Here is a 22,982-nt window from a genome sequence, read left to right on the forward strand (position 1 = left end):
TATCCGCCCCGGACCGGTCCGGCGTCCGGCCCACTCTCCGGACACGTGAGCACGGCCCGCTGAACTGGCGGGCCGCGGCTCCCCTTCGGGGCGAATCAGCCGGTTCGTTCCTCGTACGCGGCCCTGCTCGCCTCGATGTCCGCGATGTGCTCCATCGCCCAGCCGGCCAGCGCGAGCGCCGGCGGGATGAGGCTCCGGCCGTTCGGCGTCAGCGCGTACTCGACCCGGGGCGGAACCTCCGCGTACGCCGTCCTCGACACCAGACCGTCGCGTTCCAGATTCCGCAGGGTCAGCGTCAGCATCCGCTGCGAGATCCCCGGGACCTGACGCTGCAGGTCGGTGAAGCGCAGCCGTCCCTGGTCGAGTGTCGTCACGATCAGCAGGGTCCACTTGTCGCAGATGCGGTCGAGCACGGCGCGGATCGTCCGCCCGCCGTCCCCGCGGATCATGCATGTGTGCTCGTACTCCGACATGACAGCTCCCTGTACGTGACGCACACCCGTGTGCCTTTTGTGAGCCCCTCGACGGTGACCCATCATGGGGCAACTTACGCCGGGTAACTATTGTGCGAGGGAATGACCATGGACGTCGCGTACTGGATCGTCGCGGGGCTGCTGGCGCTGTTCTACGTCTACGCCGGGGGCATGAAGGTCCTGCGGAGCCAGGAACAGCTCCGGCCCATGATGGGCTGGGTCGACCGGGTGCCCATGGCGCTGGTCAGAGTGATCGGGACGCTGGAGATCCTCGGCGCGGCGGGGCTGATACTGCCGCCCCTCACCGGGATCGCGCCCGTCCTCGCCGTCGCCGCCGCGGTGGGCCTCGTCCTCCTCCAGGCCGGGGGCATCGCCGTCCACGTCTCCCGCGGCGAGGCCCGGCTGATCGGCCTCAACATCGCCCTGCTGGTCGCAGCGGCGGCGTCCGCCCGGCTCGGCACCACCTGGCTCTGACGTCCGGACGCGCGCCCGGGGCGGGGGCGTCGGGCGACACGCAAAAGGGCGGGAGCACGGCACCCGGCCGACTCCCGCCCCGTTCCGCCGACCGTCAGGTGCGGTAGGCGTAGTACGCGGCGTTCGGGTACGACGCGATGATGCTCGCCACCGACCTGTTGTAGGTGTTGGTGGAGTGGTACGACAGGTACGGCACACCCTGCGGGCTGCGGTACGTGACGATCATGCTGTGGTCCTTGGACCCGTCCTTGTTGAAGTCCATCTGCAGCACGTCGCCGATGTCCAGCTGGTAGACGTTGGCGAGGCTGGTGACACGCTTCGAGGACAGCGCGAACCACGAGAACTCGTTGACACCGATGAACGAGTCCGACTGGATGTCCGCGGTACCGAACCAGTTGTGGAAGTCGTTCGTGTAACCGGGAACGTGCTTCCAGCCACCGGCCTTCAGGGACTGGCTGACGAAGTTGGTGCAGTCACCGCCGGCGCCCTCCCCGTTGAAGTCCGGGTACGCCGGGTTGTACGTCTTCCAGTACTTGGCCGCGTACGCCGCCATGGCCTTGTAGTCGTAACCGGAGGCCGTGAGGTTCTTCGGTTTCGCCGCCGGGTTCTTCGTGATCGCCGAACGGGCGGCCGTGGGCGGCCCGTCGTCGGCGGTCTTCGGGGCGGCGACGAGCGGGGTGGTGGCGACCTGGTTGACCGCGACACCGTCGTCGGTGTCCCGGACACCGGTCAGCTGCCAGTCGCCCTTGCGGTCGGCCTTGAACGTCAGCTGGTGGTGGGCCTGGAAGCCGGTGGTCTTCGGCTCGGAGCCCGTGGCCTTGTCGTACGTCAGCGTCGTCGTCTCGGTGACGGTGACGGTGGCGTGACGGCCCTTCACCTTCGTGGTGTCCAGCGAGACCGTCGTGTTCCCCGCACGGTACTTCTCGCCCAGCTTCGCCAGACGGTCCTTGCGGCCCTCGAGCTGCGACAGCGCGGACTTCTCGGTGCGCGTCTGGGTGGAGGACAGACGCACGTCGCCGGAGAACCGGGACGTGGCCCGCTTGCTCGTCCCGTTGTCGACCAGGGCGTCGGTACGGTCGGTGAAGACCGCGTCGGCCAGCTTCTGGAAGGTGGCCTTCGTGGACGCGTCCACCTTGGGGTCGGCGGCGACACTCGCCGCGCCGGCGGACCAGTTGGGCAGCAGCGCCGCTCCGGCGACGACCGATGCGGCCGCCGCCGTGACTATGGTCGCGCGTTGCCGCTTACGGCTCAGTTTCCTTGATTTCAATGGTGTTCCCCTCTACGCCGGTATTCGATACCGGAGGCCGCATCCTCGCACGGCATGTGTGGCTCCCGTGAAGGGGGTTGTCGAAGTGATATCGCCGTAATCTGCGGACGGCGCGGCGCCGTTGGGGCCCCGGCCCCTCGCACAGGCGCGTCCCGTCCCCCGGCCGGCTGCCCGTACGGCCCGGCCGACCGGCCCGCGAGCGCAGGCCACGTACCCTTTCTCCCGTGTCAGGAAGCCGTCTGCATCGCGTCGCCGTCCTCGTCCTCGAAGGGGCCAAACCGCTCGATGTCGGAATTGCCGCGCAGGTGTTCACGACCCGCGCGAGCATGCCGTACGAGGTACGGGTGTGCGGCGCGGAACCCGGGCTCGTCACGGGCGGCGACGGACTGTCGTACCACGTCGCCCACGGCCTCGACGCCCTCGCGTGGGCCGACATCGTCTTCGTCCCCGGCTACCGCTCCCCCGACCGCGAGGACCCGCCGCGCGCCGTCGTCGACGCGCTGATCGCCGCCCACCGGCGAGGGGCACGGCTGGCCGCCATCTCGACCGGCGCCTTCGCCCTCGCCGCCACGGGGCTGCTCGACGGCAAGCGCGCCACGACGCACTGGCACTACACCCGGGCGCTCGCGGCGAAGCACCCGCTCGTCCACGTCGACGAGAACGTCCTCTTCATCGACGAGGGCAGCGTGCTCACCTCGGCGGGCGCCGCCTCGGGCATCGACCTCTGTCTCCACATCCTGCGCGGCGACCTCGGTGTGGCCGCGTCGAACCACGCGGCCCGGCGCCTGGTCGCCGCTCCCTACCGCAGCGGCGGTCAGGCCCAGTACGTGCCACGCAGTGTGCCCGAGCCGCTGGGCGAACGGTTCGCCGCCACCCGCGAGTGGGCACTCCACCGGCTCGGTGAACCCCTCTCCCTCGACAGGCTCGCCGAGCACGCGGCGGTGTCACCGCGGACCTTCTCGCGGCGGTTCGCCGACGACACCGGCTACACCCCGATGCAGTGGGTGATGCGGGCCCGGATCGACATGGCGCGTGAGCTGTTGGAGCGTTCGCAGTGGAGCGTCGAGCAGATCGCCGCAGGCGTCGGCCTGGGCACGGGCGCCAATCTGCGGCTCCACTTCCAGCACATTCTCGGCACCAGCCCGAGCGAGTACCGGCGCACCTTCACCCAGGGCGAATAGCCCCGCCACCCGCTGGCGCGATCCTTGCGGACCATGGCGATCTCGCCGGTGTCACGGCGGCGCCGCGCGAGCGAGGCTGGGAGGGAACCCGCAGGGACCGGAAGGACACCACTCATGACTCGCATCGCCATCAACGGATTCGGCCGCATCGGACGCAACGTGCTGCGCGCGCTGCTCGAACGCGACACCAAGCTGGAGGTCGTCGCCGTCAACGACCTCACCGAGCCGGCCGCGCTCGCCCGGCTCCTCGCCTTCGACTCGACGTCCGGCCGCCTCGGCCGACCCGTGACCGTCGACGGGGACACCCTGGTGGTCGACGGCCACCGCATCAAGGTGCTCGCCGAGCGCGAGCCGGCTCAGCTGCCCTGGGCGGAACTCGGCGTCGACGTCGTCCTGGAGGCGACCGGCCGCTTCACGTCGGCCGCGGCGGCCCGCGCGCACCTCGACGCCGGCGCCAGGAAGGTCCTCGTCAGCGCGCCGTCCGACGGCGCCGACGTCACGCTCGCGTTCGGCGTGAACAACGACGCCTACGACGCGGCCACCCACACGATCGTCTCGAACGCGTCGTGCACCACCAACGCGCTCGCCCCGCTGGCCGCCGTCCTCGACGAACTCGCCGGTATCGAGCACGGCTTCATGACGACCGTGCACGCCTACACCCAGGAGCAGAACCTCCAGGACGGCCCGCACCGCGACCCCCGCCGCGCCCGTGCCGCCGGCGTCAACATCGTGCCGACGACGACCGGCGCCGCCAAGGCGATCGGGCTGGTGCTGCCGAACCTCGAGGGCAAGCTGTCCGGCGACTCGATCCGCGTGCCCGTCCCGGTGGGCTCGATCGTCGAGCTGAACACGACCGTGGCCCGCGACGTGACGCGTGACGAGGTCCTGGCCGCCTACCGCACGGCGGCGGAGGGCCCGCTCGCCGGCGTCCTGGAGTACTCCGAGGACGCCCTCGTGTCGTCCGACATCACGGGCAACCCGGCCTCGTCGATCTTCGACTCGGCCCTCACCCGCGTCGACGGCCGCCACATCAAGGTCGTCGCCTGGTACGACAACGAGTGGGGCTTCTCCAACCGCGTGATCGACACGCTCCAGCTCCTCGCCGCGAGCTGACCGAGGACGAACGACACCCCGGCGGGCCCCGGCGGAACGGGGGAGCAGGCGAGCGCCGGGGTGCCCCTCGGGAAGGGCCGGGGCGCACCGACGGCCCGGTCGACCCGCGCGGTCTCCTCAGTCCACCGGCCAGGTGTGGACCGGGGCGTTGAGATGCATGTAGTCGATGTACTGCCGGGTCATGAGCCGCAGGGCCTCGTGGCGGTCCTGGTGGCCCGAGGCCTCGAGGTGGTGCAGCATCTCCTTCTGCCAGACCGCGCCGTTGCGCGCGGTGACGCACCGCTGCTCGATGATGCCGAGCAACGGTTCCCGCCAGGCCGCGTCCATGCCCGAGCGCTCCAGGCCCTGGTGGGCCAGCGGCAGCAGTCTGCGCAGGACGAGTTCGGGCACCGGGACCTCGCCGGTTCCGGGCCAGTACAGGCGGGCGTCGATGCCGTGCCGTGCCGCCGCGTGCAGGTTGTCCTCCGCGGCGGAGAAGGACATCCGTGACCAGACCGGCCGGTCCTCGTCGACGAGCGCGCGGGTGAGGCCGTAGTAGAAGGCCCCGTTGGCGAGAGTGTCGGCGACCGTCGGGCCCGCGGGCAGTACGCGGTTCTCCACCCGCAGGTGCGGCCTGCCCTGGACGACCGCGTACACCGGACGGTTCCAGCGGTAGATCGTGCCGTTGTGCAGGGTCAGTTCGCCGAGATCCGGAATGTCGCCGCGGTCCAGCATCCCCGTGGGGTCCTGGTCCTCGCACAGGGGCAGCAGGGCAGGGAAGTAGCGGAGGTTCTCCTCGAAGAGGTCGAAGACGCTGTTGATCCACCGCTCCCCGAACCAGACCCGGGGCCGTACGCCCTGGGCCTTGATCTCCTGCGGACGGGTGTCCGTCGCCTGCTCGAAGAGCGGGATGCGTGTCTCGTGTGCCAGTTCCTTGCCGAACAGGAACGGAGAGTTGGCGGCGAGCGCGACCTGCACCCCGGCGATCGCCTGCGCCGCGTTCCAGTAGCCGGCGAACTCCTCGGGCGACACCTGGAGATGGAACTGCGTGCTCGTGCAAGCGGCTTCCGGCGTGATGGTCTCCGCGTAGGTCCGCAACCGGTCGACGCCGTCCACCTCGATGAGCAGGTCCTCACCGCGTGCCGCGAAGACCTGCTCGTTGATCAGCTGGTAACGGGCGTTCTCCGACAGGGCCTTCGGGCCCACGTCCTCCTCGCGCAGGGTGGGGAGGATACCGACCATGATCAGGTGGACTCCCATGGTCCTGGCGCGTTCGTCGGCGTGGTTCAGCGCGGCGCGGATCTCCTCCTCCCAGGCGTCGGGACCGCCCGCGGTCAGCCGCCGGGGCGGCACGTTGATCTCCAGGTTGAACCGGCCCAACTCGGAGTCCCAGGCCGGATCCGCGATCGCGTCGAGCACGTCGCTGTTCCGCATGGCCGGGTCGCCCTCGGCGTCGGTCAGGTTCAGCTCTATCTCCAGGCCCACCTGGGGCCGCTCCGCGTCGAACCGTGACTCGCGCAGCATCTGCGCGAAGGCGTCGAGGCACTCCTGCATCTTGATGCGGTACTGGCGTCGGTCCTCGCGGGTGAAGACCAGCGCCGGAACATCTCGCCCCATCGGCCCTCCCGGGTCTCACCCCACGGACACATCTCCCCTCCAGCCTCGCACCGCGAAGCCGGTCCGACCATGCGAGAGAGGGTGCGCCCCCGTCGGCGGGGTGTGACCGGACACCGGTGCCGCAGGATCCGGCCCCGCTGCGGCGCCCTGCCTCCCCGCCGGTCCGATCACGTCGGGCCGGGGTGACGCACCTCAACCGGCTCCCGCCGTCCGGCCGTTCAGAACCAGGAGGTGATGCGTCCGCGACCGCCGGCCTTCATCCAGCGTCGTACCAGCCGGACGGCCTGGATGACGGTGAGCGGCCACAGGATCGCGAAGCACCACAGGACGGCGGGCTGGGACGTGCGGTAGCCGACGACGGCGAGAAAAACGGAGCAGATCAGCATCAGCACGATCGAGAGCGGGAGCCACGACCGGCGGGCCGGGGTGGGAGGCTGGTCCGGTCCGACGTGGTCGTGCCGCAGCCCTTCCTCGATCTCCGCGAGCGCGGCGCGTTCGAGCGGAGACAGCCGGACAGCGTCCCGGTGGTCCTTCTCGTCCACGGCGACACACCTCCTGAGGATTCTTCGTGCGAAGCGGGGCTCTCGGGGTGCCCGGCAAGGACTGGACCGGATGCTCGGTGAGCGGGGGAGGGTCCCTCGGAGCGATCGTCGCGGCGATCGGCGGAGGGGTGCCGGGTCACGTCACGCGGCTCTCCGACTGCGGTGTGTCGTCCTCTTCGTCGGGCAGATGGACGTCGCCGACGGCGAGGTTGACCTCCACGACCTCCAGGCCGGTCATCCGCTCCACGGCCGAGATCACGTCGGTACGTACGCCGGTGGCCACATCCGCGATGGGATACCCGTAGTCGACGACCAGGTCGAGGTCCACCGCCGCCTGGCGCTCACCCACCTCGACGCTCACTCCACGGCTCGCTCCGGGACGTCCGACGGGGACCCGGTCGCGCACGGATCCGAGCGTTCGCGCCATGCCGCTGCCCAGGCTGTGCACGCCCACGGAATCCCGCGCGGCCGCTGCGGCGATCTTCTCCACCACACTGTCGGCGATGGTGGTCCGCCCCCGGCCGGCCGGATCACCCTTGCCTCCGGAGCCGGAACGGGTCGACTTGTCGGTCTGGTTCTTGCTGGTCGCGGGGCTGCTGCTCAGGTCCGTCATCGAGACCTCCTCCATACGGAGACGTACGAAGTGCCCGGCCATATAACGGGCACGCCCTAGTGGCTATCGTCACACAAACGGAGTAATTCGTGCGATAGGAGAGAAAAGGTGCGAAACGCCGATCGATCTGCAAGAGCACGCTCAGGCAGGTCGATCCCGCCGTCGCTTGCCCTACCTGAAGTAACAAGATCAAAATGCCGGTGGGCGCCTCGGGCAACTATGCGGGACGCTCTTCACCCTCCCCCCTCGCGCGCCGTGTGAGCCCGGCGTGTCCCCCCGCGTCAGGAGCCCAGGATGCAGACCCCCGATGACGCCCTCGATCAGGCGCGCAGGTCGTACGACGAGCACCTGAACTCCTGCCGCCAGTGCGCCGCGGACCGGACGCCGTGCGCCGTCGCCAAGCACCTCAGGCGCGTCTGCAACAGCCTCGACCTCGCCGCCCGACGCGGCGCCCCGGGAGGTCCCGCCCCGCGGACGCGATGAGCGGTGCGGCCCTTCGGGGGTGGCCCTGTCGCCGTGCGGCAGGATGGGGTCATGAGCGTAGTCAAGATCAACGTACTGACCGTCCCTGCCGAGCAGCGGGAGACATTGGAGAAGCGCTTCGCCTCGCGGGCCCACGCGGTGGAGGGCTCCGACGGGTTCGAGTGGTTCGAGCTGTTGCGGCCCCTCGAAGGCACCGACAGCTATCTCGTCTACACCCGCTGGCGTGACGAGGAGTCCTTCCAGGCCTGGATGGAGGGCCCGATGCAGGCCGCCCACCAGGGTGGTGCCGCCTCTGGCGGCGAGCGTCCTCGGCCCGCCGCGAGCGGATCCACGCTGTGGTCCTTCGAGGTCGTGCAGCAGGCCGCTCCGGCCAAGCCGTAGCCGCTGCGCCGTCGCGGGGGTGTGACCTCCCGCGGGAAGGTCAACCGCGGTGCGCGTCGCGGCGGTTGACCTTCCTAGGGCACGCCCAGCTCGAACAGCACGTATCCGGCGTAGGAGCCGGAGGCGAGTGCCGCGAGGCCGAGGACCGTGCACAGCACCGGTGTGCCGAGGCGGCGCATGGCGGTGGCGCAGGGGATCAACAGCGGGAAGGCGGGGAGCAGATAGCGGGAGACGTTGCCGAAGATCTGCTGGCTTCCCAGGACGAGCGCCATCGTCAGCACGGTGTACGCGACCAGGACCGGCGGCGGGCGCAACCGCAGGAGCAGAGGCAGGGCGAGCAGGCCGAGCAGAACCGTGGCGGCGCCGACGAGGTCCTCGTAGGGGTACGCGAAGAGGTAGTCGAAGTGGCCGACCGGGAGCGATGTGAAGACGTCGAAGGTCTGCCGCCCGTAGTCGAACGTGTGGGCCCAGGCGCCTTTCTGGAGCGCGAAGTAGCCGCCGTAGTCGCCCATCCGGTGCCCCACCCAGCCGAGATGGCCGGCCAGACCGAGCGGAGCGATCGCGACGGCCGCGAGGGGCCGCAGGACCGGACCTCGGCGTCGTCTTCCGTCCGGGGCAGGCAGGCAGCCCCACCGGCGTGCTTCGCGGTGGTGGCGGCGCAGTTCCAGCAGGACGGCGAGTGCCAGCGCGGCGATGAGGGCGGTGGCCGTCGGACGCGTGAGACCGGCCAGGCAGGTCAGGAGGCCCGCGGTGAGCCAGTTGCGGCGCATGACGGCGTGACAGGCCCACGCGGCGAGGGCGATGTAGAGGGATTCCGAGTAGCCGGACCACTCCGTGCCCGATCCGGGCCACACGGCGAAGAGCCCGGCGGCGGCCAGCCCGGCACGGGTGCCGCTGACGCGGGACGTCACGGCGTGGATGCCCAGCGCCGCGACGAACGAGGCGACGATCGAGACGGTCAGTCCGGCGCCGAACAGGCCCAGTCCCGTGACGGAGGAGACCAGGCGCATGAGGGCGGGATACAGCGGGAAGAACGCTGCGGAGTTGCCCTCCAAGGTGATCAGGCCGGTGGCGCCGGGGACCGGGACGAGCGCCGGGTGGTAGCCGTGCGCGGCGATCTGCTGGTACCACCAGCCGTCCCAGGTGGCGAGGACGTCCCAGGTGTGGGCGCCGCCCCCGAAGCGGGGATGCTTCCGCCGGAAGTCGCCGGTCGAGTCGAGCAGGAACATGAAGACGCAGAAGCCGGTCAGCTTCAGCGTGCCGTACAGGGCGAGGACCGGCACATGAGGCCGCACCGACCGGCACAGTCTCTCCGACGCCTCCTGGGCGCGGAGCCGGAGCGGGGTGTCGCCCTCGTGCGGTTCGTCGGCGTTCGGTGCCGGGTGCAGGGCTCTGACACTCGGCGGAGTTCTCCTGTCCGGTCGCGGGGCGGCCAAGGGGCGGTGTCCTCCGCCGGGGCGGGAGATGCCGTCCTCGTTCGGTGAAGTCCCGGCTCGGGCGGGAGGGTTGATCATCGCGGGCCTCCCGATGTGCCGTTGCCGGGGGCGGTCGTGGGGAACACCCAGGTGCGCAGGAGCGCGAACCGCAGCAGCGTCGCCGCCAGGTTGGCGCCGACCAGGACGGCGATCTCGGTTGCCTGTCCCGGGGCCTGTGCCCAGCGGTGCAGAGCGGCCAGTGAGCCACTGGTCAACGCGAGCCCCATGCCGAGGACGGCCAGCCCCTTCACCTGGTGGCGCAGCGCACCGCCGCCGCGCAGACCGAAGGTGAACCGCCGGTTCGCGGCGGTGTTGGCGAGGGCGCACACCAGCAACGCCCAGGCGTTGGCGGCCTGCGGCCCCGTCACCGGACGCAGTGCCGCGTAGAGGAGTACGTATCCGACGGTGCTGGCCACGCCGACGCCGGCGAACCGCAGCAGCTGCGCCGTGAGGGAGTCCGGGGGCACGGCGTCCGCCGACCGCCCCAACCTGGCCGTGGGCAGGGTTCCGCGGGCCAGCGCGCGGCCGATCCTGGCGATGCCCCGCAGGTCGGCCACGACGGTGGAGACCAGGTCGACCCGGCTGTCGGGGTCGTCCACCCAGTCGACCGGCACCTCGTGGATACGGAGCCCGGCGCGCTCGGCGATCACCAGCAGTTCGGTGTCGAAGAACCAGGCGGAGTCCTCGACCAGGGGCAGCAGCCGTTCGGCGACGTCGCTGCGCACGGCCTTGAACCCGCACTGGGCGTCGGAGAAGCCGACCGCGAGGGTGGAGCGCAGGAGGGCGTTGTAGCCGCGGGAGATGATCTCGCGGCGGGGGCCGCGGACGACGCGCGAGCCTCTGGCGAGACGAGTGCCGATGGCGATGTCGGAGTGACCCGAGATCAAGGGGGCGACCAGAGGGAGGAGCGCGTTCAGTTCGGTGGACAGATCCACGTCCAGGTACGCGAGCACCGGCGCCCGCGAGGCCGACCAGGCGGTACGCAGGGCTCGGCCGCGCCCCTTCTCCTCCAGGCGGATCCACCGGGCCTCGGGCAGTTCGGCGGCCAGCCGGGCGGCGATCAGCGGTGTGGCGTCGGTACTGGCGTTGTCGGCGACGGTGATGCGGAAGGGGTACGGAAAGGTCTCGCGCAGGTGGGCGTGGAGCCGCCGCACGCCGGGCTCCAGGTCGGTCTCCTCGTTGAAGACGGGAACGACCACGTCGAGGACGGGCTCCGTGTGGTCCGCGGGCAGGGGGAGTCGGGCGGGCCGGGGGTACGGGGGCCGCCGCTCCCCGTGCGGCCGTTCGTCGCGGTGTCGGTCCATGGGCGGGCGCTCCTGAGGGGGGTCGTGCAGGATCGCCCGGGTGGGGAGGTCCACGGGAGCGGAACTCGGTGTCTTCATCACGTTTCGTCCTGTTCTGTGCGCTGTCGCCGGACAGGCGGAAGCGGCTCGCGGTCCGGCGGCGATCAGGAGGTCCGGGCCCGAGCGCGGCGGCTACGGGAGAGGGGGCGTGGTGGGTGGGGGCTATTCGGTGCCGTGCGTTCCGGCGCCGTACGAGGAGGTGACGTTCGAGGTCGCGGTGGACTGCGTCCCGCTGGGTGGCGCCGGGGTGGTGGCCGGCGGACCGGTGGTCGGCCCTCCGGTCGGATCGGCGGCGACCGAGGTCGAACTCTCGGGCGCGGTGGGGCTGTCGGGTGTGACGGAGGTCCCCGCGCCGTCCTCCGCCGTGGAGGTGGCCGAACCGGTGGGCGTCTCGCTGGGGGAGAGGGTCGGTGCCGGCGTCACGGCGGGGGACGTCGGGGTGGTGGCGGGGCGTGGGAGGGGCGCCTGCGGCCGTTCCTGGTTCCGGGCGTGCGGCATCAGGAACAGACCGACGCTGATTCCGGCGACCGCCAGCACCGAGCCGGCCGCCTTCCGGGCCGCGCGGATCCGGCGGCGTCCGCGGACGCCGGACCGGAGGCCGTCCTGCTGTGCGGGGCCGAAGGGGGTGTGTTCGTGGGAGTCGCGCATCATCCGCGCCAACTCCCGCTCGAAGTGGTCCATGGAATCCTTCACCCCACCGGCTCGATGACGTCCGCCAGGATCTGGCGCAGGCGCGCCACACCGCGTGACGCGTGGGAACGGGCGGTACCCAGCGGGCACCCGAGGACCTCCGCGACCTGCTTCTCGGGCAGGTCCTGGTAGTAGCGCAGCACGACCGCGGCCCGCTGCCGGGGCGGCAGTTGGGCGAGGGCCGTCTCCAGTCGCGAGCGTTCCACGACGGCGGCGGACTCGTCCGCGGTCTGTGCCAGGTCGGGCAACTGCTCGACGGGGCGTTCGCCCCACCAGCGGCGCCGCGCGGAGCGGGCGGCGGCACGGGCAAGGACCTTGCGCACGTACGCCTCGGGAGCCTCGTCGGCGACCTTCGGCCAGACGAACCAGAGCTTGACCAGTGCCTCCTGGAGCAGATCCTCGGCGCGGTGCCGGTCACCCGCGCAGAGCAGGCGCGCGAGGTGGAACAGTGCCGACCAACGGGCCGCGACGAATCCGTCGAACCCGTCGGTCCCCTCGCTCTTTGGCTGTCGCATCCGCACCGTCCCCGCACTTGCCGCCTTCGTACACCTGGAGAAAGACGCCGGGGGGCGCTTCGCTATGCACTTCGGGCGCGTGATCTGGGTCACGGCATGCGGGGGCGGCGGTGTGACGACGCGCAGGTCAGAGCGTGCCGCGCATGTGCTGCGTGAGGCGGTCGCGTTGTTCGTTGAAGGCGACGCGGGCGCTCTGCAGTTCCTCCGAGTCGAAAGGGAGCCCCTGGGCGACGGTGTCCCGGTAGGTGCGCAACAGGGCGACGGTGTGGGTGGCCTGCCGGACGACGTGGTCGTCGGCCACCAGGGAGAGTTCCAGCCGGCGGGGCAGGACGTCGCTGTCGCGCAGGACGGTCGCGGCCCGGGCGAGCGCGGTCTCGTCGCTGTCGTGGCCCCGGGCGATGTTGACCAGGATCTCGCTGGCCTCCGCGGTGGCGTTCAGGAAGGCGACGTAGGAGGCGCGGCGGTCGTCCCGGGTGCGCTGCTCACTCTCCCGCAGCCAGCGGCGTCGTTCGGCGAGCGCGGACGCGGCAAGGGCGATGAGGGCACCCATGGTGGTGCTGAGAAGGCTGGTCCATTCCACATCCCTACTGTGCTCAGCCGGTGACCCGCCCAACCCGGGTGCGGACCGGTCTCGTTCCCGACGCGGTTGCCGGAGTCTCGCGTCGGGTCGGGTGCATGGATGCGCGGACGGGCCCGTCCCGGTGTCCAGGACGGGCCCGCCCGCGGTCGGAGGCCTCGGTCGTGCGGCAGCGGTGCGGTGGGGCGGACGGGTCAGGAGGCCGGGACCTCGTCCACGAACGCGGTGCCGGCCGTGCGGTACGCGGCCACCTTCGCGGACACCTGGGCCGGGGTGAGCACCTGGTCCTTGACGTGCAGGACATAGTCGACCTGCTCGTTGTAGGCCCGGGCCGTCGTCGACGTCTGTCCGGCGAGGTCGATCAGCCACTGGTTGAAGTTGATCGACATCGGCCGCTCCGGCAGGTACTGGGCGTCATGGGTGCCGAAGAGCTGTCCGTCGATGTAGTACTTGATGCTGCTGTTGTCGATCGTGAGCACCAGGTCGTGCCAGCCGGCGTAGCTCTGGCGCGACTCGGTGTGCTGGTTGACCGCCTGCCAGGGGTCCGGGTTGTACGTCTCCCAGGACGTCGTGTACAGGATGTTGCCCGACTCGCCCCAGCCACCGTTGGGCAGGTACTCGAAGTCGTACTCGGCGTAGTCGTCGGCCATCGGGGCCTTGAGGTCGTTGATGGTGAAGAACGTCTGCACCAGGTGGTCGCCGTCGGGGCCCGACTGGGGGGCGTCGGCGAACTTCACCCGCGCCGCGTAGGTGCCGTTCTTGAACTTGGTGCTCTTGGAGACGACCTCGGTCTGCTTGGTCGACTCCGCGGTGCCCGCGGTCGACGTCTCCAGGTTCATCACCTTGTTCCCGGACACGGTGGGGAAGGTGACCTTCGAGGGGTCCCAGTTGGCGCCGGGGACCCCGGGGCCGCCGGAGTTGGAGCGGACGTTCCACCCGTGCGCCGAGATGGCCGGGTCGGTGTACGACGTGTAGCTGAAGTCGTCGAACAGGGACTGGCCGCCGCCGGGCGGGTCGGTGGGATCCGTCGGGTCGGTGGGGTCGGTCGGATCCGTCGGGTCGTTGCCGGCCGGAGCGGTCCCCCAGACGGTGGCGCCCGCGAGCTGTGCGGTGACCTTGTTCCAGTCCGCGTACGAGGTCTGCGCGCCGCTGAAGGAGTAGTCGTCCGCCTGGTTGAGGGTCTGCCAGTTGGACTGGTAGAAGCGCAGCTGCATGTCACCGGTGTCCGCGCCGGACGCCAGCGTGCCCGCCGAGGAGGTGAAGCCGATCTCCAGATAGCGGTCCGCGGTCGCGGTGGGGTTGGCCAGCGTGCCGAAGGTGCCCGTGATGTTCGCGCAGCCCTTGACCGCCCAGGAACACGCGAATCGGTAGCTGGTGCTCGCCGAGTCCGCCTTGAAGTAGTAGCGGATCTTCACCTGGCTCAACTGGACCGATGTCGAACCGGTGTTGCGTACTTTGAGCCAGGGTTCGCTCTGGTCGGCGGTGGCTCCGCTCGCGCTGGTGCGGTACTGGACGGCCACGCCACCGTCGGCGGCGCCGGCGGTCGTCGGGAGGGCGATCAGGGCACTGCCGCCGAGGAGGGCGGACAGGGCGAGTGCCAGACGGCGGCGGCCGGTCGGCGGACGGTTTCTCATGTGAGTTCCTTTCGGGGGCTCCCGTTCGGCGCGGGAGGGTGGGGGTGCGCAGGAACACGGTGGGGAGAACGGCGGTACGCGCTTGACCAGTTGGCCCGTGGGCTTTACCAGTTGACGTCGCATGAAGGTGGCATAGACCATTGCAGGCGTCAACCCCCTTGGGGTTAAGGGGGACTTGGTGGAGGAGGGTGTGGTTGCCGCCGAGCGGAGGGAGAGGTTCGGGCGGCTCGATCACGGAGGCCGCCCTTGGCCGACGGACCAGTTATGGTCAGGGGCCATACCAGTTGGCCGGTACCGACGACGAACGAGAGCACCGCATGGAGATCGATCCCGCCGCCTCCCGCGCGGTACTCAAACGCGAGAGAGTGCGCGACACGATCCTCGAACTCATCGAGGAGCGCCGCCCCGGGGACGCCATCCCCTCCGAGCGCACGCTCTGCGCCGAACTCGGCGTCTCACGACCGACGTTGCGAGCCGCGGTCGACCAACTCGTCGTCGCCGGGCTGCTCGTACGCGAGCACGGCCGAGGTATGTTCGTGGCGGCCGAGAAGATCACCCAGGAACTGGTGTCGGGCCGGGAGACCTTCAGCCTGCCGCAGGCCGCGGGAACGTGGACCAGCCGACTCCTGGAGTTCAGCACGCTCCCCGCGGGCGCCCGGGTCGGCCGCAGACTGCGCATCTCGCCCGCGGCCGGAATCCGCTACGTGGCGCGCCTCCGACTGGTCGACGGCGCGCCGATGGCCATCGAGTACCTGCACGTGCCCGCCGCCCTGGTGCCCGACCTGACCAGTGACGAACTGGAGAACGGCGACCTGTACGAACATCTCGGCGAGCGGCACGGAATCCAGGTCAGCGAGGCGGTCCAGTCGATCGAACCGACCGTGGTGAGCCGTGACGAGGCCGGCCTGCTCGACGTGCCGGAACTCTCCCCGGCCCTCCTCTTCGAGCGCCTCACCTCGGACTCCGCCGGCCGGCCCGTGGAGTACGTCCACTCGATCTACCGGGGCGACCGCTACCGCATCGTGTCCCGGCTGGCGCTCGGCCCGCGCTCCGGGCACGCGTCACCGGGGGACGGGCACCACCCCGGCATCCCGCCGGGAGACTTCCTGCCGGGCGAACCCGTCACGTTCTCCACCCGAGGAGTGGTGGCCGGCGACCTCTTCGGACGCGTCGGCGACCGGGGCGACGGCCGGCCCGCCGGGTGACGGAGGACGGGGCGGGGGGGCGACACGCATGTGTGTAGCCCCCCCGCCCCGTCCTCCGTCACCCGCGCCGTCGTCTCCCGCGGGCGGTGCCACTGTCCGCCGACGTCAGGACCGTTCCCCGTTCGCGGCCCTCAACAGGCCCGCGATCACCGTGAACCCCCGCCGCTCCGCATGCTCCAGAGCGGTCACACCCTCGGCGTCCGGGAGCCCGGGCGTGGCACCCGCCGCGAGGAGCAGTTCCACGATCTCCTGGTGCGCCCGTCCGCCGTCACCCAGGATCACGGCCTCCAACAGGGCGGTCCAGCCGAGGCGGTTGACGTGGTCGACGTCGATGTCCGTCTCGTCGAGCAGCGCGCGGACGTAGTCGACGTGCCCCCGTTCCGCGGCGGGGATGAGCGCGATGCCGCCGAAGCGGTTGCGGACCTTGAGGTCAGGGCGTGCCGGGAGCAGCGTCCGCAACATGGCGACGCTGCCGGTGACCCCTGTGGCCAGCCAGGCGCTGTCCTCGCGGTCGTCCTGGGCGTCCGCGTCCGCGCCCGCGGCGACGAGCACCTCCGCCGCCGGCACGTGGTCGCCGAGGGAGGCGAGGAGCAGCGGGGTGCGGCGGTGCGCGTCGCGTGCCTCGGTGTCGGCGCCCGCGGCGAGCGCGGAGCGCACGGAGTCCGCGTCGCCCTCACGGGCGGCGTCGAGCAGGGCGAGGTCGTGCGGGTTCATGGGGCTGTGCTCCTTCGTCGTACACGTGAGGGCGGGCCGCGCGCGGGTCGCGGCCCCCCCCCGCGACGGAACCCCGGTGAGGTGGTGGCCCGCCGAGATCATCATGCGTTGAGGAGTGCGCGCCGGGCTCTGCCGGGTCGTTCCACCGGACCGTCTTCGGGCGGGGGCCCTCTCGACCCGGTGGAACCCCACCCCGGCTCCCGAGCGGGGTCCCACCGACCCGGTGGAACCCCGCCCCGGCCCGCCGGAAGGCCGACCGCTTCCGGGTCAACGGCCCAGCGCCGCCACGCCCGCCGCCGCGAACTTCTCGTCGAGGTCACCGGAGGGGGCCCCGGCGACACCGATCGCCGCGACCGGGGCACCCTTCACGTCCACGGGCGCGCCACCGGCGAGGAACAGCGTGCCGGGGATGTCCTTCAGGTTCGGCGCCTGCGCCAGGCGCTTGGCCAGTTCCGAGGTGGGCGCGTTCCAGGAGACGGCCGTGTACGCCTTGCGCTCCGCGGACTCGTAGGACTGCGGGCCCGCGCCGTCGCCCCGCAGGGTGACGAGCGTGTTGCCGTTGCGGTCGACGACGGCGACCGTCACCTTCTGGTTCTCCTTCTCGGCGGCGTCGAGCGCGGCCTGCGCACCCTTCGTGGCGGCGTCGATCGAGAGGTGGGTGGACGTGACCGTGCTGCCGCCCTTCACGCTCGCGACGGGAGTGACGCCGGTGGAGGCGGACGACGAGGCGTTCGCGGACACCGTGCCGAACGTGCCGGCGGCGACGGCGGCGAGCACGGCACCGCCGGTGGCGATACGGGCGCGGCGGGAGAGCTTCTTCATGAGGTCGACTCCAGGTCTGGGAGGGCGGTTCGCTTCTTCCGCTCTCCAGCCTGGTGCCGGGGGAAGGCCGTCACCGTCGGCGTTCCGGCTCGCCGCGCGCTGCCGACCGGCCCACACCGGGGTCAACCGATCGGATGACCCCGGACCCGCCCGGACGGGTCACCATGGAAGGGTTCGGGCAGGCCAGAGCCGCGAGCGGAAGCCGAGAAGGAGGTGGACGGCATGGACACGGAAACGGACCGGACGGACGTCGAGGCCCCCGGCGCGGACCGCGCGGACGGCGCGGGCGCGGTCCGGAGCGGCGGCGCCGACGAGCGGACGGACCCCCGGTACGCGGCGGACACCCGCCTGCTCGGCGTCGTGATGCACGTGGCGTTCTTCCTGCTGCTGGGCGGCGCCCTCGCGCGCTTCCTGCTGCGCCATCCCGGAGAGACCCGCACGCCGTGGATCATCGCGCTCTCCGTCGTCCTGGCCGTCCTGTACGCCGTCCCCTCCGCTGGAGCCGTCCGCGGCCACACGGGACGCTCCGGCCGGGAGCCCGCCCGGGGCCGGCCCCGTGACCGGCTGCCCGCCCGGGGCCGGCCCCGTGACCGGCTGCCCGCCGTCCCCGGCCTCGGCTGGCTGGCCGCCGTCGTCGCCGTGTGGATGGTCCTCGTCCTGCTCGCCCCCAGCTTCGCCTGGTGCGCCGTGCCGCTCTTCTATACGGGCCTGCGCATGCTGCCCACCCGGGCGGCGCTCGTGCTGGTCGTGGTCCTGACGGTGTTCGTCGTCGCCGCCCAGCTCCGCCTCGCCGGCGGTTTCGACCCGAACCTGCTGCTCGCCCCGCCCGCCGTCGCCGCGATCGCCACCGCCGTCTTCCTCCAGATGGAACGGCAGACCGCACGCCAGCGCGCCCTCATCGACGACCTGATCCGCACCCGCCGGGAACTCGCCGCCGCCGAGCGCCGCGCCGGCACCCTCGCCGAACGGCAGCGGCTGTCCATGGAGATCCACGACACGCTCGCCCAGGGACTGTCGAGTCAGCAGATGCTGCTCCAGGCCGCCGACCGTGTCTGGGAGTCCGACCCCGGCAAGGCGCGCGCCCATGTCCGCACCGCCGAGGCCGTCACCGAGCACAACCTCGACGAGGCGCGCCGCTTCGTGCACGACCTCGGTCCGGCCGACCTGGCCCGCGGCACGGCCCTCGACCAGGCCCTGCGCGCGCTCGCCCGGCGTGAGTCGGGTGAACGCCTCACCGTCCGGGTCCACGTCGACGACGCGGGACGCGTCCCGCACGTGCCGGAGCGCGTCCGCTCGGCCCTGCTGCGGATCGCCCAGGGCGCCCTGGCCAACGTACGGGAGCACTCCGGGGCACGGACGGCCACGCTCACGCTCACCCTGCTGGACGACCAGGTCGTCCTCGACGTCGCCGATGACGGCCGCGGCTTCACCCCTGGGGAGCCGCCCGCCGCTTCGCAGGGGGTGCGCGGACACGGAATGCCCGCCATGCGCGCCCGGGCGAGCCAGCTCGGCGGCACCCTCACCATCGAGTCGGCGCCCGCAGAGGGCACGGTCCTGTCCGCAGCGATCCCCCTGGAGTCCCCCCGATGACAGCCGCCCCCGGTGCGCCCGACGCCTCCCGGCCCGCCGTCCGCATCCTGCTGTGCGACGACCACGCCGTCGTCCGCGCGGGACTGCTCGCCCTGCTCGACAGCGCCCCGGACATCGAGGTCGTCGGCGAGGCGGGTACGGGCGAGGAGGCGCTGGCCCTCAGCGCCAGGCTCGCCCCCGACGTGGTTCTCATGGACCTCCAGCTCGGCGACGGCATCGACGGCGTGGAGACCACCCGCCGGCTCACCGCGGCTCCCGGCGCCACGCCGCACGTCCTGGTGCTGACGACGTACGACACCGACGCCGACATCACGCGGGCCATCGAGGCAGGGGCGACCGGCTACCTGCTGAAGGCCGAGCGCCCGGAGGAACTGTTCGCCGCGATCCAGGCCGCCGCCCAGGGGCGCACGGCCCTGTCGGCCCCGGTCGCGAGCCGCGTGATGGCCAACATGCGCAGCCCGCGGCCCACGCTCACCGACCGCGAACGCGACATCCTGACCCAGCTCGCCCAGGGCCTCGGCAACCGCGAGATCGCGAAGGCCCTGTTCATCAGCGAGGCGACGGTCAAGACCCACCTCGGCCGCATCTACGACAAGCTCGGCGTCGACACCCGGGCGGGCGCGGTGTCGGTGGCGAAGGAACAGCGCCTGCTGCCGTGACGCCCGAGGTCCCGGGTGGGCGCGGACGTCCCACCCGCACGGACCGAGGCGGGCTAGCCGTCCGGGCGGGCGCGGTCGGCCTCCGCGAACACCTGGAGGGCGATCTGGTAGCTGTCGAAGGCGCGGGCGGCCCCGGCGTACGCCTCGACCTGGATGAACACCTCGACGATCTCCTCCGGCGTCACACCGCTGTTGAGCGCGATACGGAGCTGGCCCCGCAGCGGTTCGAGCGTGCCGAGGGTCGCGGCGATCGTCACGGACACCAGGGCACGGGTCCGCGTGTCGAGCACCTCGGTGCGTGGCCACGCGTCGCCGAAGGTGTGGACGGTGGCCAGACGCTTGAAGTCCGCGCCGTTCGCCGGCTCACCGGGGCCGGGTTCCAGGAATCCCGTCAGCGGAATGCCGAGCAGCCGCCCGGCGGTGTCGAGGGCCGTCGCGTAGCGCCCCTCGTCGTCTGCGTCGGCTGTCACGTGCGCCCACCTCCGTGGGGATCCGGCCTCAGAACCCGAGTTCGGTGAGCCCGGGGTGGTCGTCCGGCCGACGGCCCAGCGGCCAGTGGTACTTGCGGCCGGATTCCGTGATGGGTACGTCGTTGATCGAGGCGTGCCGCACCGCCATCAGGCCGTCCGCGTCGAACTCCCAGTTCTCGTTCCCGTAGGAACGGAACCAGTTGCCGTCGACGTCGTGGGACTCGTAGGCGAAACGCACGGCGATGCGGTTCCCGTCGAATGCCCAGAGTTCCTTGATGAGTCGGTAGTCCAGTTCTCGCGACCATTTACGGGTCAGGAACTCGACGATCTCGTCCCGCCCGTCGACCCATTCGTCGCGGTTTCTCCAGCGCGAGTTCTCGGAGTAGACGAGCGACACCTTGTGCGGATCCCGGCTGTTCCAGCCGTCCTCGGCCAGCCGGACTTTCTCCAGGGCGGATTCACGGGTGAACGGCGGGAGAGGGGGGCGTTCCGTCACAGCGGCTCCTGAGATGGGGGATTCGACTGCGGTGCGTCGCCCGGTCCTCGTGTGGCCGGTGACACCCGACCATTTTAGAGTGGGTGAATGGCTTGCTCATCCGGGGGCCGGACAGCGTGTCCGCCGTGAACGCGCCCGTATCGGTCCGTCCGGAATTCACCACGATCGACGGGCTCTCCGTCCGCTTCGCGCGGAGCGGGGACACCGGCGGTGCCGGACAGGACGCCCTGCTGCTGAGCCCCTGGCCCGAGAGCCTCTACGCCTTCGAGCAGGTGTGGTCCCGGCTCTCCCGGAGCGCGCGCCTGACCGCCGTGGATCCACCGGGATTCGGCCGATCGGAGTCCCGTGACGAACTGCGCTCGCCGCGGGCGATGGGGGAGTTCGTGGTCCGGCTGGCCGACGCCCTCGGGCTGGAGCGGCCGCATCTGGTGGGTCCCGACATCGGCACGGCGTCGACGCTGTTCGCCGCCGCCGCACGACCGGACAGGTTCCGCAGCGTGGTCGTGGGCAGCGGCGCAGCGGTGGTGCCCCTCCAGCTCACGGGGCCGCTGAAGGAATGGGTGGAGGCCCCGGACCTGGAGCCGTACCGGCGGATCGATCCACGACGGATCGTCGACGCCGCACTGTCCACCATCGACGGCTTCACGCCGTCCGACGGGATCCGCGACGACTACCACGCGTCCTACGCGGGCGACCGCTTCGTCGAGTCGATGCGCTACGCGCGGGCATATCCGGCGGAACTCCCGGTCCTGGCCGACCTGTTGCCCGGCATCAGGACCCCGGTGCGGATCATCGCCGGTGTCCGGGACGCGGTCGTGCCGTCGGTGAACGCCGAGTTCCTGCACGACCGACTGCCCGACAGCCGGCTGGACTTCATCGACGCGGGCCACTTCTGCTGGGAGGAACGGCCGGAGTCGTACGCGGAACTCGTCGGCGACTGGTGGACGAGGAGAAGTGACGTGCTGGACGAGGAGAAGGGACGGACATGACCTGTCTGACACGCCCGCTGCTCTACGGAGCGGCGGCAGGCGCCGCCGGCACCACCGCGCTCAACATCGTCAGTTACGCCGACATGGCATGGCGGGCGAGGCCCGCGAGTTCCACGCCCGAAGTCACCCTCAGCAAGCTCGCGGAGAGGCTGCACGTGCGGATTCCGGGCGAGGGCGAGTCGCTGAAGAACCGGATCGCGGGCCTCGCGCCCATGACCGGGTTCGCCGCCGGACTGGGCATGGGCGCCGTCCTGTCCGTGGCTCGCGCCGCCGGCTGGCGCCCGTCGTTGACCACGGAGTACACGGTCGCGACCCTCGGCGCGCTGATCGGCACCAACGGCCCGATGACCGTCCTCGGCGTCACGGATCCCCGGACCTGGTCGGCCACGGACTGGATCTCCGACGTGGTCCCGCACCTCGCGTACGCGGTGGTGACGGTGGGTGTCCTGGAGCGCATGTACGGAGTGGCCGGGGTGTAGCGGCACCCGCCTCGATGTCCGGCCCCAGAACCGGACATCGAGGAGGGGAAGTGTGCGGAGAAAGCGAAAGAGGTGTCCCGCGATGTCCCGCGGTGGCCTCCTTCGTGGTGCCCGGAATTCGCCGTTCACGGCAATCCCCGGGCTGTTCGCCCAACGCGCTGAAGAGCGGTGCCTCGACTAGAGTGAGGGCGACGACGTGCTCATTCCGGTCGCCCTTCGCCGCTGACCTCTCCGTCGAATCCCCGTACATCCGAAGCGGTCTTTCGTGGCGTCGCCAGAAACGTCGACTCAGGCGCGGACACCGTGCGACGCGTGGAGTTCCGGACCAGTTCGAGAGGAAAATTCACATGCCCTTCGCCACCGCCAAGGACGGCACGCAGATCTTCTACAAGGACTGGGGTTCGGGCCAGCCGGTCGTGTTCTCCCACGGCTGGCCGCTGACCGGGGACGCGTGGGATCCCCAGATGAAGCTGATGGCGGACAACGGGTTCCGCGCCATCGCCCACGACCGGCGCGGTGGCGGCCGTTCCGGGCAGCCGTGGGAGGGCAACGACCTCGACACGTACGCCGACGACCTGGCGGCGGTCATCGAGGCCGAGGACCTCCACGACGTCATCCTGGTCGGCCACTCCACCGGCGGCGGCGAGGTCACCCGCTACATCGGCCGCCACGGCACCGGACGGGTCGCCAAGCTGGTCCTGCTCGGCGCGATCCCCCCGCTGATGCTCAAGACGGACGCGAACCCCGAGGGCCTGCCCATCGAGGTCTTCGACGAGATCCGCAAGGGCGTCGAGACGGACCGCTCGCAGTACTACAAGGACCTCAGCGCCCCGTTCTACGGAGCCAACCGCGACGACTCGACGGTCACGCAGGGCACCCGCGACGAGTTCTGGCTCTGGAGCATGACGGTCGGCATCAAGGGCGCCTACGACTGCATCAAGGCGTTCTCCGAGACCGACACCACCGAGGACCTCAAGAAGGTCGACGTGCCCACGCTGATCGTGCACGGCGACGACGACCAGATCGTCCCCAAGGTGGCTGCGGGCGACAAGTCCTCCAAGCTCGTCAAGGACGCCGTCTACAAGGTCTACCCCGGAGCTCCGCACGGACTGGCGATGGTGCCCAAGTTCGCGGAGATCTTCAACGCAGATCTGCTGGAGTTCGCGCGCAGTTGAGCCGAGCAGAACCCGACGAGCGGCCC

The 22,982-nt window shown here is 71.2% G+C and carries 26 protein-coding genes; 11 read left to right on the forward strand and 15 right to left on the reverse strand.

Features of this window, described 5'->3' with window-relative positions; genetic code table 11:
* Positions 1-95: 95 nt before the first annotated feature.
* Positions 96-473: a helix-turn-helix domain-containing protein gene (locus B0675_RS25465; RefSeq protein ID WP_081221460.1), complete on the reverse strand. Its 378-nt coding sequence runs from the start codon at positions 471-473 to the stop codon at positions 96-98.
* A gap of 108 nt (positions 474-581) precedes the next feature.
* Between B0675_RS25465 and B0675_RS25470 the strand changes: the two genes are divergently transcribed.
* Positions 582-947 (forward strand): DoxX family protein, encoded by a 366-nt coding sequence (locus B0675_RS25470; protein ID WP_081221461.1) that lies wholly within the window; start codon positions 582-584, stop codon positions 945-947.
* A 94-nt stretch (positions 948-1,041) separates the two neighbouring features.
* Here B0675_RS25470 and B0675_RS25475 read toward each other — a convergent pair whose 3' ends face one another.
* Positions 1,042-2,214 carry an amidase domain-containing protein gene (locus tag B0675_RS25475; RefSeq protein WP_081221462.1) on the reverse strand — a complete coding sequence of 391 codons (1,173 nt, stop codon included), beginning with the start codon at positions 2,212-2,214 and terminating at the stop codon, positions 1,042-1,044.
* A gap of 224 nt (positions 2,215-2,438) precedes the next feature.
* Between B0675_RS25475 and B0675_RS25480 the strand changes: the two genes are divergently transcribed.
* Together B0675_RS25480 and gap are read left to right on the forward strand one after the other, a co-directional pair.
* Positions 2,439-3,395 carry a helix-turn-helix domain-containing protein gene (locus tag B0675_RS25480; RefSeq protein ID WP_081221463.1) on the forward strand — a complete coding sequence of 319 codons (957 nt, stop codon included), beginning with the start codon at positions 2,439-2,441 and terminating at the stop codon, positions 3,393-3,395.
* A gap of 114 nt (positions 3,396-3,509) precedes the next feature.
* Complete coding sequence (gap, locus tag B0675_RS25485) at positions 3,510-4,508, forward strand: type I glyceraldehyde-3-phosphate dehydrogenase (protein WP_081221464.1); 999 nt, start codon at positions 3,510-3,512, stop codon at positions 4,506-4,508.
* Positions 4,509-4,625: 117 nt separating this feature from the next.
* On the opposite strand, the gene B0675_RS25490 is transcribed toward gap, so the two are convergent.
* The 3 genes from B0675_RS25490 to B0675_RS25500 form a co-directional block, all read right to left on the reverse strand.
* Positions 4,626-6,104 (reverse strand): glutamate--cysteine ligase, encoded by a 1,479-nt coding sequence (locus B0675_RS25490; protein ID WP_081221465.1) that lies wholly within the window; start codon positions 6,102-6,104, stop codon positions 4,626-4,628.
* A 218-nt stretch (positions 6,105-6,322) separates the two neighbouring features.
* Positions 6,323-6,646: a hypothetical protein gene (locus B0675_RS25495; RefSeq protein WP_081221466.1), complete on the reverse strand. Its 324-nt coding sequence runs from the start codon at positions 6,644-6,646 to the stop codon at positions 6,323-6,325.
* Between the two features lie 136 nt (positions 6,647-6,782).
* Positions 6,783-7,259: an Asp23/Gls24 family envelope stress response protein gene (locus B0675_RS25500; protein ID WP_081221467.1), complete on the reverse strand. Its 477-nt coding sequence runs from the start codon at positions 7,257-7,259 to the stop codon at positions 6,783-6,785.
* A gap of 294 nt (positions 7,260-7,553) precedes the next feature.
* On the opposite strand from B0675_RS25500, the gene B0675_RS25505 reads away from it, so the two are divergent.
* Both B0675_RS25505 and B0675_RS25510 read left to right on the forward strand, forming a co-directional pair.
* A complete protein-coding gene (locus tag B0675_RS25505; protein ID WP_081221468.1) occupies positions 7,554-7,742 on the forward strand; it encodes a hypothetical protein in 189 nt (62 codons plus the stop codon).
* Positions 7,743-7,793: 51 nt separating this feature from the next.
* Positions 7,794-8,123 carry an antibiotic biosynthesis monooxygenase gene (locus B0675_RS25510; protein ID WP_081221469.1) on the forward strand — a complete coding sequence of 110 codons (330 nt, stop codon included), beginning with the start codon at positions 7,794-7,796 and terminating at the stop codon, positions 8,121-8,123.
* A 74-nt stretch (positions 8,124-8,197) separates the two neighbouring features.
* Here B0675_RS25510 and B0675_RS25515 read toward each other — a convergent pair whose 3' ends face one another.
* The 6 genes from B0675_RS25515 to B0675_RS25540 all read right to left on the reverse strand — a co-directional run bounded on the left by B0675_RS25515 (position 8,198) and on the right by B0675_RS25540 (position 14,357).
* The gene (locus tag B0675_RS25515) at positions 8,198-9,430 is read right to left on the reverse strand and encodes a glycosyltransferase family 39 protein (protein WP_107482840.1); all 1,233 of its coding nucleotides are present in this window, start codon (positions 9,428-9,430) and stop codon (positions 8,198-8,200) included.
* A 203-nt stretch (positions 9,431-9,633) separates the two neighbouring features.
* Positions 9,634-10,902 carry a bifunctional glycosyltransferase family 2/GtrA family protein gene (locus B0675_RS25520; RefSeq protein WP_081222010.1) on the reverse strand — a complete coding sequence of 423 codons (1,269 nt, stop codon included), beginning with the start codon at positions 10,900-10,902 and terminating at the stop codon, positions 9,634-9,636.
* 201 nt (positions 10,903-11,103) lie between these two features.
* On the reverse strand, positions 11,104-11,622 hold the full coding sequence (locus B0675_RS25525) for a hypothetical protein (protein WP_081221470.1): 519 nt from the start codon (positions 11,620-11,622) through the stop codon (positions 11,104-11,106).
* 8 nt (positions 11,623-11,630) lie between these two features.
* Positions 11,631-12,146, reverse strand: coding sequence for a SigE family RNA polymerase sigma factor (locus B0675_RS25530; RefSeq protein WP_081221471.1), 516 nt, complete (start codon positions 12,144-12,146; stop codon positions 11,631-11,633).
* A gap of 127 nt (positions 12,147-12,273) precedes the next feature.
* Positions 12,274-12,726 (reverse strand): hypothetical protein, encoded by a 453-nt coding sequence (locus B0675_RS25535; protein WP_143661097.1) that lies wholly within the window; start codon positions 12,724-12,726, stop codon positions 12,274-12,276.
* Positions 12,727-12,917: 191 nt separating this feature from the next.
* Positions 12,918-14,357, reverse strand: coding sequence for a cellulose binding domain-containing protein (locus B0675_RS25540; RefSeq protein WP_081221473.1), 1,440 nt, complete (start codon positions 14,355-14,357; stop codon positions 12,918-12,920).
* Positions 14,358-14,674: 317 nt separating this feature from the next.
* On the opposite strand from B0675_RS25540, the gene B0675_RS25545 reads away from it, so the two are divergent.
* Positions 14,675-15,562, forward strand: coding sequence for a GntR family transcriptional regulator (locus B0675_RS25545; protein WP_081221474.1), 888 nt, complete (start codon positions 14,675-14,677; stop codon positions 15,560-15,562).
* A 105-nt stretch (positions 15,563-15,667) separates the two neighbouring features.
* On the opposite strand, the gene B0675_RS25550 is transcribed toward B0675_RS25545, so the two are convergent.
* On the reverse strand, positions 15,668-16,276 hold the full coding sequence (locus tag B0675_RS25550) for an ankyrin repeat domain-containing protein (RefSeq protein ID WP_081221475.1): 609 nt from the start codon (positions 16,274-16,276) through the stop codon (positions 15,668-15,670).
* Positions 16,277-16,543: 267 nt separating this feature from the next.
* Complete coding sequence (locus B0675_RS25555; protein WP_081221476.1) at positions 16,544-17,098, reverse strand: heme-binding protein; 555 nt, start codon at positions 17,096-17,098, stop codon at positions 16,544-16,546.
* A gap of 363 nt (positions 17,099-17,461) precedes the next feature.
* Here B0675_RS25555 and B0675_RS25560 point away from each other — a divergent pair, with 363 nt between their 5' ends.
* Both B0675_RS25560 and B0675_RS25565 read left to right on the forward strand, forming a co-directional pair.
* Positions 17,462-18,688 (forward strand): sensor histidine kinase, encoded by a 1,227-nt coding sequence (locus B0675_RS25560; RefSeq protein WP_241539980.1) that lies wholly within the window; start codon positions 17,462-17,464, stop codon positions 18,686-18,688.
* Positions 18,685-19,347 carry a response regulator transcription factor gene (locus B0675_RS25565; protein ID WP_081221478.1) on the forward strand — a complete coding sequence of 221 codons (663 nt, stop codon included), beginning with the start codon at positions 18,685-18,687 and terminating at the stop codon, positions 19,345-19,347. The genes B0675_RS25560 and B0675_RS25565 overlap by 4 nt, the downstream gene beginning before the upstream one ends.
* A 53-nt stretch (positions 19,348-19,400) precedes the next feature.
* Here B0675_RS25565 and B0675_RS25570 read toward each other — a convergent pair whose 3' ends face one another.
* Both B0675_RS25570 and B0675_RS25575 read right to left on the reverse strand, forming a co-directional pair.
* The gene (locus B0675_RS25570) at positions 19,401-19,817 is read right to left on the reverse strand and encodes a carboxymuconolactone decarboxylase family protein (RefSeq protein WP_081221479.1); all 417 of its coding nucleotides are present in this window, start codon (positions 19,815-19,817) and stop codon (positions 19,401-19,403) included.
* A gap of 28 nt (positions 19,818-19,845) precedes the next feature.
* Positions 19,846-20,313 carry a nuclear transport factor 2 family protein gene (locus tag B0675_RS25575; protein ID WP_081221480.1) on the reverse strand — a complete coding sequence of 156 codons (468 nt, stop codon included), beginning with the start codon at positions 20,311-20,313 and terminating at the stop codon, positions 19,846-19,848.
* A 125-nt stretch (positions 20,314-20,438) separates the two neighbouring features.
* Between B0675_RS25575 and B0675_RS25580 the strand changes: the two genes are divergently transcribed.
* The 3 genes from B0675_RS25580 to B0675_RS25590 all read left to right on the forward strand — a co-directional run bounded on the left by B0675_RS25580 (position 20,439) and on the right by B0675_RS25590 (position 22,956).
* A complete protein-coding gene (locus B0675_RS25580) occupies positions 20,439-21,302 on the forward strand; it encodes an alpha/beta hydrolase (protein WP_179165367.1) in 864 nt (287 codons plus the stop codon).
* A complete protein-coding gene (locus B0675_RS25585) occupies positions 21,299-21,781 on the forward strand; it encodes a hypothetical protein (protein WP_081221482.1) in 483 nt (160 codons plus the stop codon). The genes B0675_RS25580 and B0675_RS25585 overlap by 4 nt, the downstream gene beginning before the upstream one ends.
* 347 nt (positions 21,782-22,128) lie before the next feature.
* A complete protein-coding gene (locus B0675_RS25590; protein ID WP_081221483.1) occupies positions 22,129-22,956 on the forward strand; it encodes an alpha/beta hydrolase in 828 nt (275 codons plus the stop codon).
* Positions 22,957-22,982: the final 26 nt, after the last annotated feature.

The sequence above is a fragment of the Streptomyces sp. M41(2017) genome (assembly GCF_002078175.1).
In the GTDB taxonomy this organism is placed as follows: Bacteria; Actinomycetota; Actinomycetes; order Streptomycetales; family Streptomycetaceae; genus Streptomyces.